Genomic DNA, 20,545 nt, shown 5'->3' on the forward strand with positions numbered 1-20,545 from the left:
GGCCGTTTAACCGGCCGCGCGCGCCTCCAGCATTTCCACGGCCGGCAGCTTCTTGCCCTCGAGGAACTCGAGGAATGCACCACCACCCGTGGAGATATACGAAATCCGATCACTGAGGCCATATTTGTCCACGGCCGCAAGCGTATCGCCGCCACCGGCAATGGAGAAGCAGCTGGAATCGGCGATCGCATTGCCGAGCGTCTTTGTGCCTTCGCCGAACTGGTCGAACTCGAACACGCCGACCGGACCGTTCCACACCACGGTGCCCGCGGCCTTCATCATTGCCGCGAACCGCGCAGCGGTTTCCGGTCCGATGTCGAAGATCATGTCGTCGTCGGCGACCTCCGAGACCTGCTTCACGGTCGCCTCGGCGGCCTCCGAGAACTCCTTGCCCACGACCACGTCGGTCGGCACCGGAATCTCGCCGCCCTTGGCCTTCGCGGCTTCCATCAGGCGCTTGGCCTCGGGGATCAGATCGGCCTCATACAGCGATTTGCCGACCTTGTAACCGGCTGCCGCAATGAACGTGTTCGCGATGCCGCCACCCGGGATGAGCTGATCGACGATCTTCGAGAGCGAATCGAGCACGGTCAGTTTGGTCGAGACCTTCGAGCCGCCGACGATTGCCGCCATCGGGCGCGCGGGATTGTCGAGCGCCTTGCCGAGCGCGTCGAGTTCCGCCGCCAGCAGCGGGCCGGCGCAGGCGACGGGCGCGAACTGACCGGCGCCATGCGTGGAGGCCTGCGCACGGTGCGCGGTGCCAAACGCGTCCATCACATAGATGTCGCACAGCGCCGCATATTTTTTCGACAGGCCCTCTTCGTTCTTCTTCTCGCCGGCGTTGAAGCGCACGTTCTCGAGCAGCACGACCTCGCCATCAGAGAACGCCGGTGCGCTGTCCAGATAATCGGCCACAAGGCGCACGGGCTGACCCAGCGCATCGGAGAGAAAATCCGCAACCGGCTGGAGCGAAAATTCCGCGGCCGGCTGACCCTCGGTCGGGCGCCCCAGATGCGACATGAGCATGACGCGTGCACCCGCAGCGATGCAATGCTGGATCGTCGGCAGCGACGCATTCAGGCGCGCCGCGGACGCGACGCGGCCGTCCTTGATCGGGACGTTCAGATCCTGACGAATCAGGACGCGCTTTCCACCCAGATCGAGATCGGTCATTTTGATGACGGACATACTGTTTTCCTGACCAGTCAAATCAAACCATCCGCTCACGTCGGGCCCCACGCGGCCCGGGAGCGAACCGGCTGCCGCAGCCTCGCGGCCGCGGCAGCATCTCAAGGCAGTGCCTTACTTCGCGACGTGCCGCACGAAGCGCAGCATGTTGCAGGTATAGCCGTACTCGTTGTCATACCAGGCGACGATCTTGACGAAGGTCGGATCGAGCTGGATGCCGGCCTCGGCGTCGAAGATTGACGGCGTGTTGCGACCGCGGAAATCCGTGGCGACGACCTTCTCGTCGGTATAGGCCAGCACGCCGGCCAGATCGCCGGATTGCGAGGCCGACTTCATCGCCGCGCAGATCTCCTCGTAGCTCGCCGGCTTGTCGAGTTCGCAGGTCAGATCAACGACCGAGACGTCGGAGGTCGGCACACGGAACGCCATGCCCGTGAGCTTGCCGTTGAGGTCCGGCAGCACCTTGCCGACGGCCTTCGCGGCACCGGTCGAAGACGGGATGATGTTCTCGAGAATGCCACGGCCGCCGCGCCAGTCTTTCTGCGACGGGCCATCGACGGTCTTCTGCGTCGCCGTGGCGGCATGCACCGTGGTCATCAGACCGCGCTTGATGCCCCAGTTGTCATGCAGCACCTTCGACACCGGCGCCAGACAGTTCGTCGTGCACGAGGCCGCCGAAACGATCTTCTGACCGGTGTAGGTCTTGTGGTTCACGCCGTAGACGAACATCGGCGTCGCATCCTTGGAAGGCGCGGACTGCACGACCTTCTTGGCACCGGCGTCGATGTGCTTCTGGCAGGTTTCCTCGGTCAGGAAAAAGCCCGTGCACTCGATCACGAGATCGGCGCCGACTTCGTTCCACTTCAGGTTGGCCGGGTCGCGCTCGGCGGTCAGACGGATCTTCTTGCCGTTGACGACCATGTTCTTGCCTTCAACGGCGATGTCGCCCTGGAAGTTGCCGTGCACGGAGTCGTACTTGAGCATGTAGGCGAGATAGTCCGGGTCCAGCAGGTCGTTGATGCCGACCACTTCAATGTCCGGGAACTCCTTGCTGATCGCGCGGAACGCCATACGACCGATTCGACCGAAGCCGTTGATACCAACTTTCACTGCCATTTTCTCAACCCTTGTATGTCTAAACGATGAAGGTGTTGCCAGCGTGCGACGCGGCGCCGCCGGCTCGAGGTGTCTTTGCGATCAGAGCACCGAGGCGACGACGTCCGTGACATTCTCGGCGGTGATGCCGAAGTGCTTGAACACGTCTTTGTCCGGCGCGGACTCGCCAAAGGTATCGATGCCGACGACCTTGCCCGCAAGCCCGACGTACTTCGCCCAGAAACCGGTCACACCGGCCTCGACGGCGACGCGTTTGGTCACCGATGACGGCAGCACCGATTCGCGATAGGCCGCGTCCTGCGCGTCGAACACGTCGGTGCTCGGCATGGACACGACGCGGATGTTCTTGCCATCGCGGTGCTTGATCGTCTCGGCCGCCGCGACCGCAAGACCGACCTCCGAACCCGTCGCGATCACGATCGCATCAGGCGTGCCGCCGCCATCGCGCAGCACATAGCCGCCGCGGGCGATCGCAGCGATCTGCTCGGGCGTGCGCTGCTGATGATGCAGGGCTTGGCGCGAGAAGATCAGGCTCGACGGACCGTTGCGGCGCTCGACCGCAGCCTTCCAGGCGACCGCGGACTCGACGGCATCGCAGGGGCGCCACACACTCATGCGCGGGATCATGCGCAGGGTCGCGGTCTGTTCGACGGCCTGATGGGTCGGACCGTCCTCGCCAAGACCGACGGAATCGTGCGTGTAGACGAAGATGCTCTGCACCTTCATCAGCGCGGCCATGCGCAGCGCGTTGCGCGCATATTCGGAGAACATCAGGAACGTCGCGCCGTACGGGATGAACCCGCCGTGCAGTGCGATGCCGTTCATCATCGCGGACATGCCGAACTCGCGCACGCCGTAATAGATGTAGTTGCCGGCGCCGTTGTCCTTCGAAACGCCTTTCGAGCCCGACCAGATCGTCAGGTTCGAACCGGCCAGGTCGGCCGAACCGCCCAGCAGTTCCGGCAGCACCGGGCCAAACCCGTTCAGCGTGTTCTGCGAGGCCTTGCGGCTCGCAATGCTCTCGCCCTTGGCGTTGACCTTCTCGATGAACTCGGCGGATTTCGCCGCCCAGTCGGCCGGCAACTCGCCAGCGACGCGACGCTCGAACTCGGCCGCCAGTTCCGGATGCGCGGCCTTGTAGGCGGCGAAGCGCTTGCTCCAGGCCTGCTCGGCGGCGGCGCCCTTGGCCTTGGCGTCCCAACCGGCATAGATGTTCGCGGGCACTTCGAACGGCGGATGCGACCAGCCGATCGTCTCGCGCACCAGCGCAACTTCATCGACGCCCAGCGCCGCGCCGTGACACTCTTCCTTGCCCTGCTTGTTCGGCGAGCCCCAGCCGATGATGGTCTGGCAGCAGATCAGGGTCGGTTTGTCGGTGACGGACTTGGCCTCGGCGATCGCCGCGGCGACGGCATCCGCATCGTGGCCGTCGACCTTCGGGATCACATGCCAGCCGTAGGCCTCGAAACGCTTCGGCGTGTCATCGGTGAACCAGCCCTCGACGTGACCGTCGATCGAAATGCCGTTGTCATCGTAGAAGGCAATCAGCTTGCCGAGACCCAGCGTGCCGGCCAGCGAGCAGGCCTCGTGCGAGATGCCTTCCATCATGCAGCCGTCGCCGAGGAACACCCAGGTGTTGTGGTCGACGATCTCATGCCCCGGACGGTTGAACTGCGCAGCCAGCGCCTTTTCGGCAGCGGCCATGCCGACGGCATTGGTGATGCCCTGGCCGAGCGGACCGGTCGTGGTTTCCACGCCCGGGGTATAGCCGTACTCGGGATGACCCGGGGTCTTGGAATGCAGTTGGCGGAAGCGCTTGATCTCGTCGATCGGCAGGTCGTAGCCGCTCAGATGCAGCAGCGAGTAGATCAGCATCGAACCGTGGCCGTTCGACAGCACGAAGCGGTCGCGGTCGATCCACTTCGGGTTCGCGGGGTTGTGCTTGAGGTGATCGTTCCAGAGCACTTCGGCGATGTCGGCCATGCCCATGGGGGCACCCGGGTGGCCCGAATTGGCCTTCTGCACGGCGTCCATGCTGAGCGCACGAATCGCGTTGGCAAGCTCTCGACGTGTGGGCATGCAACCCTCCCAAAGATTGATCAAGCGGTAGATTTCGAGCGTGTTGCGGTGCGTGTGCCGCCTGGCGACCCGCATGGACGGCCGTGGAGCCGTCCGGCGCGAGCCTACGCTCGGGGTTCTGTTCGGCGCCCGCGACAGCGGGCGGAATTGCCCATTTTCTTCAATGCGAACCGACGCTTGCAACCAAGCGAGCGTCTATGGGCGCATAAGTCGGGGTGGCGACCGCCGAATGCCCCGGACCAGCGCACCCGGTCAGAGCTTGCCCGAGCGCCCGGGAAACGCTCATTGATTGACCGTTTCCGGCGCCAGGCTGAAGCGCCGGCAATTTTGACAGCCGCAAGCCGTTGAAAATGAACGAAAACAACAGGCCGACCCTGCGTTCTCGGCACGCCGGCCCTCCGGCTGGGATCGATCAGAGCTGCCCTCAGGCGGCGCGGGTCCATTTGATGGAGCAGCCGATGCTAGGCGTCTGCTCGGCCGGGCCCTGGCCGGTTTCGGCGACCTGGCGCATCGCCTCGAACAGCTCGCGCGGCGCGTCCTCGGGGGCGGGATTGCGGCCGCTGGCGTCCAGTCGGCCGCGATACTGAAGTTCGAAGCGGCGGTTGTAGCCGAAGAAATCCGGCGTGCAGATCGCCCCGTACGCACGTGCGACGGCCTGGGTCTCGTCGTAGAGATACGGAAACGGAAAGTCGAATTCCGCGGCCACCCGGCGCATGTTGTCGAACGAGTCGTCCGGATAGTCGTTCACGTCATTGGCGGAGATCGCGACCACGCCGATGCCGAGCCCGGCAAGTTCCCGCGCATCGCGCACCAGCCGCGGACGGATGGCCTGCACGTACGGGCAGTGGTTGCAGATGAACATGACCAGCAGGCCGTTCGGACCGGCGCTGGTCTCGCGCGTCCAGACCTTGCCGTCGACGCCGGGCAGTGCGAATGCGGGCGCCACCGCACCGAAATTGCAGACGGGGGTTTCCAGAGCCGGCATGGGTCGCCTCCTGATCGGATCGGGTGCAAAACGGAATCCGGCAGTCTACGGGCCCGCGCGCCAGTCGTAAACCGCGACCGGGCTTGCTAATGTTGCGGGTTCCGTGCCCCCTGCGGGGTACGCCCCGGCCTCCACGCCCGCATGCAAACCCTGATCGTCACCGGCGGCGCCGGCTTCATCGGCTGCAATTTCGTCCGTCTGGCCCGTGCACGCGGCGCCGGGCATGTGATCGTGGTCGACAAACTGACCTACGCGGGGCACCGGGCGAATCTCGCTGAGGTGCTGGCCGACGGCCGGGTGGAGCTGGTCGAGGCCGACATCGCCGATAGCGCCGCCATGGCGGCCCTGTTCGCCCGCCACCGGCCCGATGCCATCGTGAATTTTGCGGCCGAAACGCATGTCGACCGATCGATCGATGATGCCGCCGCATTCATCCAGACGAATCTCGTCGGCGTTTACGTCCTGCTGGAGACTGCGCGCCGGTATTGCAGCGAAACCGGCGCGGGCGATGAATTCCGCTTCCTGCACGTCTCGACCGACGAGGTCTATGGCAGCCTCGGCGCGACCGGGCTGTTCGCCGAGACCACGCCCTACGCACCGAACTCACCCTACGCCGCGAGCAAGGCCGGCGCCGACCACCTGGTGCGCGCCTGGCACGAGACCTACGGTCTGCGCACCGTGGTCACGAACTGCTCGAACAACTACGGGCCGTTCCAGTACCCGGAGAAGCTGATCCCGCTGATGGTGCTGAATGCCGTCGAGGGCCGCGAGTTGCCGGTCTACGGCGACGGCGGCAACGTGCGCGACTGGCTCTTCGTCGAGGACCACTGCGACGGCATCTGGCGCGCGCTCGAGGCCGGCCGGCCGGGCGAGCACTACAACATCGGCGGCAACAACGAGCGCACGAACCGCGAGGTGGTCGAGCGCATCTGCACGGTACTCGAGACCCTGCGGCCCGCCGGGGAGAACCCGGCGCTGCGCGCGCGCGGACTCGCCCGCTACACCGGCCTGATCCGCTTCGTCGCGGACCGCCCGGGCCACGACCGGCGCTACGCGATCGACGCCACGAAGATCCGCGGCGACCTCGGCTGGCGACCGCGCCACGATTTCGACCAGGGCATCGAGGCCACCATCGGCTGGTATCTGGGGCATCGCGACTGGTGCCATGAGGTCCAGCATGGGCACGATGCCCGTGCGCGTCTGGGACTCGCCGCGGGGCAGCGCAGATGAACCGCAAGGGCATCCTGCTGGCCGGCGGCTCCGGTAGTCGCCTCTACCCACTGACGCTCGGTGTGAGCAAACAGCTGTCGGCGGTCTACGACAAACCGCTCGTCTATTACCCGCTTTCGGTGCTGATGCTCGCGGGGATCCGCGACATCCTGATCATCTCGACGCCCGACGATCTCCCGGGGTTTCAGCGCCTGTTCGGCGACGGCCGACAGTTCGGGCTGAATCTCGAATACGCCGTGCAGGAACGGCCCGAAGGCATCGCGCAGGCCTTCCTGATCGGGCGCCGGTTCATCGCCGGCGCTCCGGTCGCGCTCGCGCTCGGCGACAACATCTTCTACGGCCACGGCCTCGCCGACTATCTGGACACGGCATCCGCGCGCGAATCCGGCGCGACCGTGTTCGGTTATCACGTGCGCGACCCGCAGCGCTACGGCGTCGTCGAGTTCGACCCCGCCGGCCGGGTGCTCAGCCTGGAAGAAAAGCCGCGCCAGCCGCGATCCTCATATGCCGTCACGGGGCTGTATTTCTACGACAGCCAGGTCTGCGACATCGCCGCTGAACTGCGACCCTCGGACCGCGGGGAACTGGAGATCACCGACGTGAACATGGCCTACCTGCGCGCGGGCCAGCTGCATGTCGAAAAGATGGGCCGCGGCATCGCCTGGCTGGACACCGGCACGCACGAATCGCTGCTGCAGGCGGCGAACTTCATCCAGGCGATCCAGGAGCGCCAGGGCCAGATGGTCGCGTGTCTGGAGGAGATCGCGTTCCGGCTCGGCTACATCGACGCGGGCCGGGTACGGGAAACCGCCGAGACCATGCGCAAGAACCGCTACGGGCAGTACCTCCTCGCGATGCTCGAACACCCGGAATGAGCCGCGGAGCAACCCGCGGGCATCGCCATCCGGGCGGTGGCAGCACGACGGCCCAGACCGTACACTAATTGGTTACCTGCGCCCTGATGCGCGGCGATCAGCCCTGAGGAATCCCAGCATGAACGAATACATCTTCACGTCGGAGTCGGTGTCCGAGGGCCACCCGGACAAGATGGCCGACCAAGTCTCCGACGCGATCCTCGACGCGATCCTCGCCGAAGACCCGCATGCGCGCGTGGCCTGTGAAACGGCTTTCAAGACCGGGCTGGCACTGATCGCGGGCGAGATCACGACCACCGCGAAACCGGATTACGAGCGCATCATTCGGGAAACCATCCGCGAGATCGGCTACGACGACTCGTGCAAGGGTTTCGATGCAGCCACCTGCGCGGTGCTGACCGCCATCGGCGTGCAGAGTCCGGACATCAAGCAGGGTGTCGACCGCTCCCGCCCAGAGGATCAGGGCGCCGGTGACCAGGGCCTCATGTTCGGCTACGCGACGAACGAGACCGCCGTGCTGATGCCCGCGCCCATCACGCTGGCGCATCGGCTGGTGCAGCGTCAGGCCGAGGTGCGCAAGAACGGCCGCCTGAACTGGCTGCGCCCGGACGCCAAGAGTCAGGTCAGCCTGCATTATCGCGACCGCAAGCCCGTGGCGATCGACGCCGTCGTGCTGTCCACGCAGCATGCGCCGGACATCTCGCACGGGGAACTCACCGAAGCCGTCATGGAGGAGGTCGTCAAGCCCGTACTCGAGCCGACCGGCTGGCTGCACAGCGGAACCAAGTACCACATCAACCCGACCGGCGCATTTGTCGTCGGCGGCCCGATGGGCGATGCCGGACTGACCGGGCGCAAGATCATCGTCGACACCTATGGCGGCATGGCGCGCCATGGTGGCGGCGCGTTTTCCGGCAAGGACCCGTCCAAGGTCGACCGTTCCGCCGCTTATGCCGGACGCTACGTTGCCAAGAACATCGTCGCGGCGGGACTCGCCGAACGCTGCGAGATTCAGGTGTCCTACGCCATCGGCGTGGCCGAACCGACCTCGATCATGGTCGACACCTTCGGCACCGGTGCGATCGATGACGCCCGCATCACCGAACTCGTGCGTGAACACTTTGACCTGCGCCCATACGGCATCCTGCGCATGCTCGATCTGCTCAATGCCGAGCGCATCAAATATCGTCGCACCGCAGCCTACGGGCATTTTGGTCGCGAGGACGAGGGTTTTACGTGGGAAGTGGCCGACAAGGCCGCGATCCTGCGCGATGCCGCCGGGCTGAGCGGCGCGCCGCCCATCGCCGCAATGGCATAGCCTGACAGCTGACTGTAACCGGGGCGCGGCTATAATCGCCGCCCCACGGCGTTCGAGGAGCGTTGCAACAGGGTCCGACCCTGCCAGGCTCGAACGTCGAACAATATCCATGCAACGGCGCTCGTCTACCGAACTCACTTTGGAGGACCGTTAGATGACCGCGGCACTTGTAGCTTCTCATCAGGATTTTCACGTCGCCGATCTTGGCCTTGCCGACTGGGGTCGCAAGGAGATCGCGATCGCGGAAACCGAGATGCCGGGCCTGATGGCACTGCGCGCCAAATACGCCGACAGCAAACCGCTGGCCGGCGCGCGCATTGCCGGCAGCCTGCACATGACCATCCAGACCGCAGTGCTGATCCAGACGCTCGAAGCACTCGGCGCGGAGGTGCGCTGGGCCTCGTGCAACATCTTCTCGACGCAGGACCATGCCGCGGCCGCGATCGCCGCGAGCGGCACGCCGGTGTTCGCCTACAAGGGCGAATCCCTTGAGGACTACTGGGACTACACCCATCGCATCTTCGAGTGGGACGACGGCGGCACGCCGAACATGATCCTCGACGACGGCGGCGACGCGACCCTGCTCATCACGCTGGGCGCGAAGGCCGAACACAAACCGTCCCTGCTCGACAACCCCAAGAGCGAAGAAGAACGCGTGCTGTATGCCGCGATCCGCGAGCGCCTGAACCAGCAGCCGGGCTGGTACAGCAAGCGCCTGCGCAACATCCGCGGCGTGACCGAGGAGACCACCACGGGCGTGCATCGTCTCTACCAGATGCAGGCGCGCAATGATCTGCCGTTCCCGGCGATCAACGTCAATGACTCGGTCACCAAGTCCAAGTTCGACAACCTCTACGGCTGTCGCGAGTCGCTGGTAGACGGCATCAAGCGCGCGACCGACGTCATGATTGCGGGCAAGATCGCGGTCGTGCTCGGCTACGGCGACGTCGGCAAGGGCTGCGCGCAATCGCTGCGCGGACTGGGGGCGACCGTATGGGTCACCGAGATCGATCCGATCTGCGCCCTGCAGGCCGCGATGGAGGGTTACCGCGTGGTCACGATGGATGATGCCTGCTCGCAGGGTGACATCTTCGTGACGGCCACCGGCAACTTCCATGTCATCCGGCACGATCACATGCGCGCGATGAAAAACGAGGCGATCGTCTGCAACATCCGCCACTTTGATAACGAGATCGACGTGGCGGCGCTGGAACAGTACGAATGGGAAAACATCAAGCCCCAAGTCGACCACATCGTGTTCGAGGACGGCAAGCGCATCATCCTGCTGGCGCAGGGCCGGCTGGTGAATCTCGGTTGCGCGACCGGGCATCCGAGCTTCGTGATGTCGAATTCGTTTTCGAACCAGACGCTCGCCCAGATCGAACTGTGGCAGAACCACGAGGCCTACGAGAACCGCGTCTACACCCTGCCGAAGAAGCTCGACGAGGAAGTCGCGCGCCTGCATCTGGAGAAGATCGGCGTGAAGCTCACGCGCCTGAGCGACGAGCAGGCCGCGTACATCGATGTGCACCAGGACGGCCCGTTCAAGCCGGAACACTATCGGTATTGAGTATCCGGGCGCCGCGCTCGCGGCGCCCGCATTGCACTGTCTGAGGTCCACCAGTGTTCCCGCGTGTGTTCAGCTGCGAGTTCTTCCCGCCGAAGACGGACGACGGCGTCGAACGTCTGCGTGAAACGCGTCTCGCGCTGCGGGCAATGCAGCCGGCGTTCTTCTCGGTGACGTTTGGCGCCGGCGGTTCCACCCGTGAACGAACCTTCGAGACCGTGCGCGAGATTCAGCGCGACGACCCGATCGAGGTCGCTCCGCACATCTCATGCATCGGTTCGACCAAGGCGCAACTGCGCGAGATCATCAAGGACTATCGCGATCTGGGGATTCGTCGTCTGGTTGCGCTGCGCGGCGATCTGCCCTCGGGCACCGGCGACCCCGGCGATTTCCGGTTTGCCTGGGAACTGGTCGAGTTCATTCGCGCCGAGACCGGCGATCATTTCCACATCGAGGTCGCTGCGTATCCGGAATTTCACCCGCAGGCACGCAGCCCGGACGCCGATATCGACAACTTCGCACGCAAGATTCGCGCTGGCGCAAACAGCGGGATCACGCAGTATTTCTTCAATCCGGACGCCTACTTCCGCCTTGTCGACGCACTGGCGGATCGCGGTGTCGAAGTACCGGTCGTCCCCGGCATCATGCCGATCACCAACCACACCCAGCTCGCGCGGTTCTCGGACGCCTGCGGCGCGGAGATCCCACGCTGGATCAGGCGGCCGCTGGAGGCATTCGGTGACGACATCGATTCGATTCGCGCGTTCGGAGTCGACGTCGTGACGCAGCTGTGCGACCGCCTGCTGGCACAGGGCGCCCCGGGGCTGCACTTCTACACGATGAACCGCGCCAGCGCGACGCTGGCGATCTGGAACCGCATCAAGCACTGAGCGCATTCAGCGTGTCAGACAACGCCGCGTGGAGCGCCCGCGATCTGTCCGTACTGTGGCATCCGTGCACACAGATGAAGGATCACGAATGGCTTCCGATGGTGCCGATCCGTCGCGGAAACGGGGTCTGGCTAGAGGACTTCGACGGCCGTCGCTACATTGATGCGATCAGTTCCTGGTGGGTCAACCTGTTCGGGCACGCCAATCCGCGCATCAACCGTGCACTGGGCGCGCAGGCCGAAACGCTCGAACACGTCCTGCTCGCCGGTTTTTCGCACGCGCCGGCAATCGAGCTCGCCGAGCGACTCGTCGCCGTAACGCCGCCCGGTCTGGACCGCGTGTTCTACGCGGACAATGGCTCCTCGGCGGTCGAAGTTGCGCTGAAGATGAGCTTCCACTACTGGCGCAACACAGGACGCGGTGAGCGCACGCGATTCGTATCGCTGGCGAACAGCTATCACGGTGAGACACTCGGGGCCTTGTCGGTCGGCGATGTAGCGCTGTACAAGGCGACCTATCGGCCCCTGCTGCTCGACACGCTCGTCGCCCCCACGCCGGATAGGTATGACGCCGAACCCGGCGAGTCCGGCGCGGAGCTGGCGCGACGGCGTGCCGCCGATCTGCGCGCATTGCTCGAACGCCACGCAGGGGAGGTCTGCGCGATCCTGATTGAGCCGCTGGTGCAGTGCGCGGGCGGCATGCGCATGCATGACCCAGAATACCTGCGCCAGCTGCGGACACTGTGTGACGAATTCGAGGTGCATCTGATCGCCGACGAGATCGCCGTCGGCTTCGGCCGCACCGGCACGCTGTTTGCGTGTGAACAGGCCGGAATCACGCCGGACTTCCTCCTGCTCTCGAAGGCCCTGACGGCCGGTTATCTGCCGCTGGCCGCCGTGCTCACGCGCGATTCGATTTATTCGGCGTTCTACGACGACTATGAACGGCTCACCGCATTCCTGCATTCACACAGCTACAGCGGCAACGCGCTGGCGTGCCGCGTGGCATTGGAGACGCTGTCGATCTTCGCGGACGAACCGGTGCTCAAGCGCAACCGCGGGCTGGCGGCGCATCTGGCCGAAGCGCTGGCGCCGCTTGCGGAGCACCCACATGTCAGCGACGTTCGCCAGTGCGGGATGATTGCGGCAGTCGAAATGGTTCGGGAACGGCCGACCCGGGAGCCCTACCCCTGGCAGGAGCGTCGCGGGCTGCGGGTGTACCGCCATGGACTGGGCAACGGTGCACTGCTGCGGCCGCTGGGCAACGTCGTCTATTTCATGCCGCCCTACGTGATCGAACCTGAACAGATCGACCAGATCGTGCGCGTCGCATTCGAGGGCATCGATCTGGCGACGCGCGACTGATGCGCACGATCCGCGTGTTTTGCGCCGGGGAGCTGTCAGCGCGATCCCGCATCCCGCTCGATGAGCGCGCGGCGCACCATGTGCGCAACGTGCTGCGACTGAGGACCGGCGATCCGCTGGTCGCTTTCAATGGCGACGGCATGAACTATCCCGCCACCGTTGTCGGCCTGGGTCGTGCGGTCGAGATCGAAATCGATACGCCTTCGCCTGCAATCACCGAATCCCCGCTGCGAATCACGCTTGCGCTCGCGCTCATTCGGCCCGAGCGTTTCGAGTTCGCCCTGCAGAAGGCGACCGAACTAGGCGTGACCGAGGTGATACCGCTGCGCACCGCGCGCTGCGTGGACCGTGCGGGCAAACCCGAGCGCTGGCGCAGCATCGTGATGGCCGCATGTGAGCAATCCGGACGCGCCCGCCTGCCCTCAATCTGCGATCCGGTTGAGCTTGCGAAGGCGCTGGAGATCGCGCCACGCCCGTTGCTGTTTGGCGATCCGCTCGCTGACGGTGCGTCCGGACTATTGCAGATGGACCAGACCGACCGGCCCGTCGCGCTGACATGGGTGATCGGGCCGGAAGGCGGATTTGACGACGCTGAACGAGCTGCGTTGATTGCGGCGGGTGGCCGCCCGGTGTGGTTTGGACCACGGGTGCTGCGCGCGGAAACCGCTGCGACTCTCGCGATCGGACTCGCTCAGGCGCGCTGGGGGGATGTCTAACAGGCTGTTGAAATTCGCTTTTCAACGGCCTGTTAACGCGAGGTAAGGACGTCTCCCGCGAAAATCGAACACACAAGTGTCTGATTTTCTTGAGCAGCCGGAAACAGGGCTTTTCGCTTGCGACGTTGAAAAGGCCATGGATGGCCCTTTTCAACAGCCTGCCAAGGGGGATCGTCCGGGTTTGGAAGATACCGCGCGCGGTGCCGCGCGCTCAGTCCCCTGACGGAGTCTCGATGCGGGCGATTTCGCTCGCGAGTGCGGTGATGTCCGGGATCAGGGCCGACTCTCCATAGAGGCTCATGCCGGCCAGCACAAACGGCCTGTCGCCAGTGGGTGCGGCCGCGGAATTCTCGCGATTGACCACCACCAGGCGTGGCATGGCGCTGGCGCGCAGGCCGACGTAACGGTCTGCGACCTGCTCGCCCGCCAGTGCATGACAGACGACGATGCGCGTGCGCGGACCGAAATCCGGCGCGGGTGTGCCGCCATCGATCGCTTCCAGTGCAACGACCGGCACGGACTGCCCGCGCCACGACATTCGCCCCAGGTGCCACGGCGGCACATCGGACTGCACCGCGATCGGCGCGAGCGAAATCACCTCCGCGACCGAGGTGTTGGGCAGTACGAGTCGAAGTTCGCCGACGGTAATGACCAGGCTGCGTACATCGTTCTGCTCAATGATCGCCGGCTCGCTCACACCGTTTCATCCATGCGAACGAACTGCGCCATGCTCGCGACCAGATCGGATTCCTGGTAGGGCTTGCCGAGGTAATCGTTGACGCCAATCTCCATCGCACGCTGGCGATGCTTCTCGCCGGTTCGCGAGGTGATCATGATGATCGGCACGTCCTTGAGTCGCTGGTCGGCGCGAACGTGGGTCGCCAGTTCGTAGCCGTCCATGCGTGGCATCTCGATATCGAGCAGGATCAGATCCGGCACGCTGTGCTGCAACTGGTCGAACGCATCCACGCCGTCGGTCGCGGTCGCGACGCGCAGACCGTGGCGTTCGAGCAGACGGCCGGTCACCTTGCGCACGGTGATCGAGTCGTCGACCACCATGACCAGCGGCGCCTGCACGACCGGCGCCTCTTCTTCAACAACGATGGTTTGCGCGAGCGATTCGACCTCGGCGGCAGCGCGCGCCGGTGCCGTTTCGGCCGCAATCCTCTGCGACATACGCAGCAGGGCACCAATATCGAGAATCAGCGCGACACGTCCGTCCGGCAGGATGGTCCCGCCCGAGACCCACGGCACCGTACTGAGCTGCGGCCCGACGGATTTGACGACCACTTCGGTCGAGCCCAGCAGTTGATCGACCTGAAGCGCCAGACGGGTTTCGCCCGCGCGCACCAGCAGCATCGGATACCACTTGCGCGTCGCCGGCAACACCGGGCCGCTCTGATAGCCGAGCAGGCGACCGAGATACCAGGTCGCGTATTCGCGACCGGCATAGGTATAGCCGCCCATGTCGCCGGCATACATGCGGCGCAGGTCGTCGCGGGAGATTCGCACCACACCTTCGACCGCGGTATTCGGGGCTGCATACAGTTCGTCGTCGACCTGCACCAGCAGCGCCTGCGCGATTGCCAGCGTGAACGGCAGGCGAATGGTGAATCGCGCGCCTTTGCCGGGGTCGGAATCGATCTCCAGCGAACCACCGAGCTGCTTGATCTCGCTGTGCACGACATCGAGCCCGACGCCACGACCTGCGACCTGGCTGACCTGCGCCGCGGTGGAAAAACCCGACTCGAGAATGAACTGCATCAGATCGTGGTCACCGATTTCTACCTCTTCGCCGAGGCGCCCCTCGGCCAGCGCCTTTTCGCGCACGGCGCCCAGATTGATACCGGCGCCGTCATCGGCGACCTCGATCACCACGTCCGGTCCGTCACGCATCATCGAGATGTCGATGCGCCCGGTGCGCGGTTTGCCGACCGCGGCCCGATCATCCGGGCTTTCAATGCCGTGCGCGACGGCATTGCGCAACAGGTGTTCAAACGGCGCGACCATGCGATCAAGCACGTTGCGATCCATTTCGCCGGAGCCACTGAGGTTCAGCTGCACACTCTTCTCAAGGCCGTTCGCCGTCTGCCGAACGAGGCGGTTGAAACGCGGCACCAGCGAAGCGAGCGGCACCATGCGGGTGCGCAGCAGGCTGTCCTGCAGATCGGTGCTCACGCGCGACTGCTGACGCAACAGCGATTCGGACTGACGGGTCACGTCGTCGAGCAGCTCGCGCAGGCTGGTCAGGTCGCCAACGCTCTCGAGCAGCGCACGCGAGAGCTGCTGCATGGTCGAGAAGCGATCCAGTTCCAGAGGGTCGAAATCCTCGTTGTCGGTCTCGGACTCCTGCTCGTAGCGGAACAGGATCTGCGCCTCCGTTTCGATGTAAAGCTTGCGCAGCTGCTCGTTCAGGCGTGCGATCGTCTGTTCCAGTTCGCCCAAGGTGTAGCGCGCCGAACCGACTTTCTCTTCCATGCGTGCGCGATAGATCGAAATCTCGCCGGCGCTGTTGACAAGCCCGTCGACCACGTCGGCGCGCACTCGAATGTGTTCGCCGTGCACGCCGCCGGCGCGCGTGCGCTGTACAGGTTTCGCGGTGCCGGTGCTGAACAGACGCTCGACGAGCGCCGGATCCGCGGCTTCGTCCGTCCCTTCCGCAGTGTCGATCGACGCATCGTCCCGGTAGGCGACCCGATCGTCGGGCGGTTCCTCGGTCGCGGTGAAGTCGTCTGCGAATTCGCTTTCGGCAGCGGCCAGCTCGGCCGGTTCATCGATCGCCGCTGATGCGTCCACATAGGTCAGATCCGCATCGAGTCCGGACGCGGCCGACTCCTCAGGGGCCTCGCCGCTGGAACCCACAGGCCGACCGGTGCGAATGAATTCGAGGTCGGCAAGCAGATGCGGATCCGGCTGCGGTACAGCGCCGGCACGCAGACGATCGAGATTCTCCGACAAGCGGTCAACGGCGGCGCGCGCGCCATCGAGCACGACTTCATCGGGATCAACGCGACCGTTCGCGATCGCGGTAAAAATGGACTCGACCGAATGGGCGAGATCGCCCATCGCGGTGACCCCCGCCAGTCTCGCGCTGCCCTTCAGCGTGTGCAGGTTGCGCTGGATGTCCGGCACCAGGCGGTAGGGATCGGGCTCGTCAGGCCATTCCTGCAACAGGCGATCCAGTTCATCGCAGAGCTCGCGGCCCTCGTCGAGGAAGATCTCGACGACTTCCGGATCCCAGTCCGGCGGCGTCAGGACGACTTCGCTCGTGTCGACATCGGCAGGCGCCGGTGCGTCGTGCAGGCCGGAGTGTGCCGCCGCGAAACCCCGCTCCATCTTCGGGAACTCGCGCAGTTCCTGCGCACGCGTGCTGAAACGCTCGACCAGCGAATCCGGAGACTCGACCGGCTGTTGATCGACCCATGCGTTCAGGGCACGCTCGATCCAGTCCGCCGCGCCCGCAATGAGCAGGGCGTCGGTCGGGTCCGCGTGCGCACGCGCGTGATCGTAGGCCTCGGCCCAGCGGTCCATTGCGTGCGCGACCGAGGCCACCTCGGCGGCTTCGGCAAGGTGTGCGCTGCCGCTCAGCGTATGCGCGTTGAAACGTAACCGGGTGATCGAATCGCCATGCTGAAGATCGTCGTGCAGCACCGCGGAAATCCCGCGCAGCGCCTGGACGCGATCGACGGTTTCATCGCGGAAGGTCTGCACCAGGACCGGATCACGCCCGAACCCGTCGGAAGGCTCGTCGCGCGCTGGTTCAGACGCGTCGAATTCGTTCGTGGCCGGTGCGGTGGTCTGGTCCGGCGCGGGCTGATCCCACGCTGCGGCGCTGAAATCTTCGGCCTGAAGGTGGTCTGCCGGTGTTTCGGCAGATTCATGCTCGGCCTGTGTCGATTCGCCCCCGTGCAGGGGCTGCGGGGCATCCCCGAAGGTCTCGGTTTCGGGTTGCGCTGCGACATTCTCGACCGGCGGCGCAGACACGAGGTCCGGTAAATCACTGGCATCAATGGGCTCGAGGTCATTGATGTCGGCAACACCGACCGGTGGCAGCGCGGCGGATTCCAACGCATCGTCAGCGCCGAGACGGTCGGCAGCGTCGAATGAGTCCTGCACGCTGACCGGCTCGCTGCCAAAAGCGGGGGCCGCCATGCCCTGGTCGACCAGGGTTGGATCTTGGTCGTCAACCAGCGTATCCGCCGCGATTCCGGCGTCGAGATCTGCAAAACCGTCTGGCGCCGGAGGCTCTGCGGATACCGGCGTATCGGCCGCGGCAAGGCTGTCGTCGACGGCGAATGAGTCCTGCACGCTGACCGGTTCGCCGCCGAAAGCGGGCTCAGCCAGCCCCTGGTCGACTACGGTTGCGTCCTCGTCGTCGATCAGTGGCTCGAGCGCATGGTCGGACTCGACCACCACGGATTCGTCACCAGCGACGACGTCCGACGACTGCATGGATTCGTCCGGGTCGATGAGACCGTCGAGATCATCGTCGTCGGTTGCGAGATCGGAAAGGTCGAACTCCCCGGAGACCTCGTCGTCCGAAGTGCGCGAGAAGTCGCTGACGAATTCGAGCCCAAGGTCGGGCGCGGCATCATCGGCTTGCGCGCCGGATGCATCCGCCTCGGCAAGTTCGCTCAGGCCATCATCTGGCGCCGGTTCATCCTCGACACCGCGATGGTCGGTCGGCTGCGCGTCGAAATCAAAGGGCTCGAAGCCAGCATCGCCATCCAGATCGTCCGAGCCAAGTTCACCGACGACCGCACCGCTGGGGGTGTCATCGAGTTCGAGATTCTCCAGCTGCCAGGCCGTATCCAGGGTGAGATCGTCGCCGGCGTCTGGCTCAAGTGCATCGCCCCCACCGGAATCCTCGGGCGCTGGTGGCGAACTTGGCGGAGGAGGCAAATCGCCGCCACCGGCCGGCGGGTGACTGAGCCGTTCGGCGCGCGCAGCCAGGGCCGCCACGTCAACCGTCGTCTCGGTGCCGTGTTCCTGACAGTCAACGAGGTCCGGCAGCACGCGGATCGTTTCGTCCAGCAGGGCGTACAGATCATCGGTCGGCTCGATGGTCTGGTCGATGACACGATTGAGCAGATTTTCGATCGACCAGGCGAACTCGCCGATGGTTGCGGCACCCACCATGCGGCCACTGCCCTTGAGCGTGTGGAACGAGCGCCGGAAGGTCAGCAGGGCCTCGCGATCGGCAGGGTCGTCGCGCCAGCGCGGGTAGTGCTCGCGAATGGTTTCGAGTTCTTCGCGGGCCTCCTCGAGGAAGATGCCGAGGATCTCGTCGTCGATCTCCTCGAGGGTCGCCTTCGGCGGCGCCGGAACAACGGGCGCCAGCGCGGGTTCGGCTGTGATCTCGAACGACTCGACCGCCGAAGCCGGCTCGTCGCCGAGATCTTCGGGCGCCAGCTCGCGCAGGCGCTCCAGCGCGCGGCGCGCCATCGTGATGGGCTGGCGATCGTCGTCGATGCCGGCGGCGATCTCGTCCAGGTGGTATTCGAGACCCGCGACGAGGTCCGCCAGCGCGATCAGCGCGTTCGCCCCACCGTAGACATCGGGACGACGATCGGACGCCGCAACGACCTCTTCGATGCCGCGCACGAGTTCCTGTGCGGCATCCAGTTCGATGAAACCGATCGCGCCGTCGACGAGCCGCAATCGCTGCGCCACGCCGGCCAGTGGTTCGATGTTCGCCGGGTCCGCGCCGAACTGGCTGATCGCATCCTTGATGTGCGCGAACTCGACCGCGGTCTCCTCCAGCAGGCGGCGACGCGTATGTGCAAGTTCCGCGGCCGATACGCCCGCGCCGACGTCTTCGGCCTCGTCCTCGTCCGGCAGCGCCAGCATGTCGTCGAGCGCCGCTTCGACGCCCAGCAGTTCCTTGGCCACTTCGAACAACTGATCGTCGCTCAGGCCGCCATCCGGATCGCCGGCGCGCGCGAGCCGTTCGACCTGGCGTTGCAGTCGCACGCGCAGCGCGCCCTGCCCAACCATGCCCAGCGTGTCGCCGACCTTGCCGATGATCGGCGCGATACCCGTCAGGTCGGCGGGATTGCGGTTCGCGCTGCGGATGAACAGGTCCAGGCGGTCCTTGACCCGCGAAAGATCCTCGCGTATCGCCGTGATCACCGACCGCATGCTGGCGGTATCGGGGCGCAGCATGCGGTCGCGCACGCTGGCGATTTCGGCCGCGGATGGCAATGCGCGATCGAGTGCGAACCGCTGGCGAATCGCCGCGACGGATGCCGACGGCGACTTGATCTGCGCGACGTAGAACAACAGGTTCTTCAGCAGCCCCTCGTCGCGCCCGTGGTCGAGCCAGCCGGTTTCGCCACGATCAATGATTTTCTTGTTGTCGCGATCGAGCCGGCCAAACAAAAGTCTGACCGCAACGCTGTCGACCAGGGCGCCAGCGGCCAGCGCGCCGGCGATCTCGGTCGCCGCTTCGTAGACGGCACCGGCAGCCGCGCTGACGCCCGCGGCCCGCCACTGCCCGGCCAGGGTCTTGATCTGTCCGAGTTGGCGCGCGACATCGCGCTGCCGGAACCATCCGAGCAGAGCGAGATGGAAGCGATGACGCGAGCCGCGCAGGGTCTCGCCGAGTTCACTGTCCTCGGCACTGCCCAAGGCATCCGCCAGCCCGGCGAGGTCGGGCGTGAAAAACGCAGCCTCGGTCAGCATCGCGGCGTCACGCGCGGCACGCAGATCATTGAACAGGGGCAGCAGCACGACCGGAAGGTCCGGCTGACCCTGTTCGATCTTTTCAAGGTAATCCGGCAACCGCAGCAGCGCGACCATCAGGACTTCCTGCGCGCGCTCTTCGTTGGGGACGCGATCTTCCTTCAGCGCCAGCGCGAGTTGCTGCATCTCCTCGGCAAGCATCGCCGCACCGAACACCTCGAGAATCTCGAGTGTTCCGCGCACATCACGCAACCGGGTGATGCAAAAGGCGAGCTGCGCACCGTCGCCAGAACCTTCGGCGTGATCCTCCAGCGCCTGGCGCGCCTCGGCCAGCGAACGATCCAGTTCGCCCTTGACCCACTGCAAACGTCGCCGGAGATTGAGTTCCTGCATCTAGCGCGCACCCGCTGCACGTTCATGAAGGCGGACGTGACACGACTTGCGTGGACAGCGCATGCATGCGCGCCGGCCGGGGCAACGGTTCGGTCCAACCACGATCAGTGCAGTGTCAGCCACGTTGATTTGATACAGAA

At 65.2% G+C, this 20,545-nt stretch carries 13 protein-coding genes and 1 riboswitch; of the genes, 7 read left to right on the forward strand and 6 right to left on the reverse strand.

Features of this window, described 5'->3' with window-relative positions; genetic code table 11:
* Positions 1–6: 6 nt before the first annotated feature.
* From KDG50_02535 to KDG50_02550, 4 genes are all read right to left on the reverse strand, one after another.
* The gene (locus tag KDG50_02535) at positions 7–1,188 is read right to left on the reverse strand and encodes a phosphoglycerate kinase (protein MCB1864280.1); all 1,182 of its coding nucleotides are present in this window, start codon (positions 1,186–1,188) and stop codon (positions 7–9) included.
* A gap of 114 nt (positions 1,189–1,302) precedes the next feature.
* Positions 1,303–2,304, reverse strand: a complete 1,002-nt coding sequence (gene gap, locus KDG50_02540; GenBank protein MCB1864281.1) for a type I glyceraldehyde-3-phosphate dehydrogenase — start codon at positions 2,302–2,304, stop codon at positions 1,303–1,305.
* Positions 2,305–2,385: 81 nt separating this feature from the next.
* The gene (tkt, locus tag KDG50_02545; GenBank protein MCB1864282.1) at positions 2,386–4,383 is read right to left on the reverse strand and encodes a transketolase; all 1,998 of its coding nucleotides are present in this window, start codon (positions 4,381–4,383) and stop codon (positions 2,386–2,388) included.
* Between the two features lie 424 nt (positions 4,384–4,807).
* Positions 4,808–5,368, reverse strand: coding sequence for a thioredoxin family protein (locus KDG50_02550; GenBank protein ID MCB1864283.1), 561 nt, complete (start codon positions 5,366–5,368; stop codon positions 4,808–4,810).
* A gap of 141 nt (positions 5,369–5,509) precedes the next feature.
* Here KDG50_02550 and rfbB point away from each other — a divergent pair, with 141 nt between their 5' ends.
* The 7 genes from rfbB to KDG50_02585 all read left to right on the forward strand — a co-directional run bounded on the left by rfbB (position 5,510) and on the right by KDG50_02585 (position 13,328).
* Positions 5,510–6,598 carry a dTDP-glucose 4,6-dehydratase gene (gene rfbB / locus KDG50_02555; GenBank protein ID MCB1864284.1) on the forward strand — a complete coding sequence of 363 codons (1,089 nt, stop codon included), beginning with the start codon at positions 5,510–5,512 and terminating at the stop codon, positions 6,596–6,598.
* The gene (gene rfbA / locus KDG50_02560; protein ID MCB1864285.1) at positions 6,595–7,473 is read left to right on the forward strand and encodes a glucose-1-phosphate thymidylyltransferase RfbA; all 879 of its coding nucleotides are present in this window, start codon (positions 6,595–6,597) and stop codon (positions 7,471–7,473) included. Before rfbB ends, rfbA begins: the two co-directional genes overlap by 4 nt.
* A 118-nt stretch (positions 7,474–7,591) precedes the next feature.
* On the forward strand, positions 7,592–8,791 hold the full coding sequence (gene metK, locus KDG50_02565; protein MCB1864286.1) for a methionine adenosyltransferase: 1,200 nt from the start codon (positions 7,592–7,594) through the stop codon (positions 8,789–8,791).
* 48 nt (positions 8,792–8,839) lie between these two features.
* A riboswitch (S-adenosyl-L-homocysteine riboswitch) is annotated at positions 8,840–8,921 on the forward strand.
* Positions 8,922–8,945: 24 nt separating this feature from the next.
* Positions 8,946–10,361 carry an adenosylhomocysteinase gene (locus tag KDG50_02570; protein ID MCB1864287.1) on the forward strand — a complete coding sequence of 472 codons (1,416 nt, stop codon included), beginning with the start codon at positions 8,946–8,948 and terminating at the stop codon, positions 10,359–10,361.
* Positions 10,362–10,426: 65 nt separating this feature from the next.
* Positions 10,427–11,248 carry a methylenetetrahydrofolate reductase [NAD(P)H] gene (metF, locus tag KDG50_02575; GenBank protein ID MCB1864288.1) on the forward strand — a complete coding sequence of 274 codons (822 nt, stop codon included), beginning with the start codon at positions 10,427–10,429 and terminating at the stop codon, positions 11,246–11,248.
* Between the two features lie 11 nt (positions 11,249–11,259).
* Positions 11,260–12,612, forward strand: coding sequence for an adenosylmethionine--8-amino-7-oxononanoate transaminase (locus tag KDG50_02580; GenBank protein ID MCB1864289.1), 1,353 nt, complete (start codon positions 11,260–11,262; stop codon positions 12,610–12,612).
* Positions 12,612–13,328, forward strand: coding sequence for a 16S rRNA (uracil(1498)-N(3))-methyltransferase (locus KDG50_02585; GenBank protein ID MCB1864290.1), 717 nt, complete (start codon positions 12,612–12,614; stop codon positions 13,326–13,328). The genes KDG50_02580 and KDG50_02585 overlap by 1 nt, the downstream gene beginning before the upstream one ends.
* A 211-nt stretch (positions 13,329–13,539) precedes the next feature.
* Here the strand turns inward: KDG50_02585 and KDG50_02590 are convergent, their stop codons facing one another.
* Together KDG50_02590 and KDG50_02595 are read right to left on the reverse strand one after the other, a co-directional pair.
* Positions 13,540–14,025 (reverse strand): chemotaxis protein CheW, encoded by a 486-nt coding sequence (locus KDG50_02590; GenBank protein ID MCB1864291.1) that lies wholly within the window; start codon positions 14,023–14,025, stop codon positions 13,540–13,542.
* Positions 14,022–20,405: an Hpt domain-containing protein gene (locus tag KDG50_02595; GenBank protein ID MCB1864292.1), complete on the reverse strand. Its 6,384-nt coding sequence runs from the start codon at positions 20,403–20,405 to the stop codon at positions 14,022–14,024. Before KDG50_02595 ends, KDG50_02590 begins: the two co-directional genes overlap by 4 nt.
* Between the last annotated feature and the right edge of the window lie 140 nt (positions 20,406–20,545).

It is taken from the genome of Chromatiales bacterium, from assembly GCA_020445605.1.
Taxonomy (GTDB): Bacteria; Pseudomonadota; Gammaproteobacteria; order JAGRGH01; family JAGRGH01; genus JAGRGH01.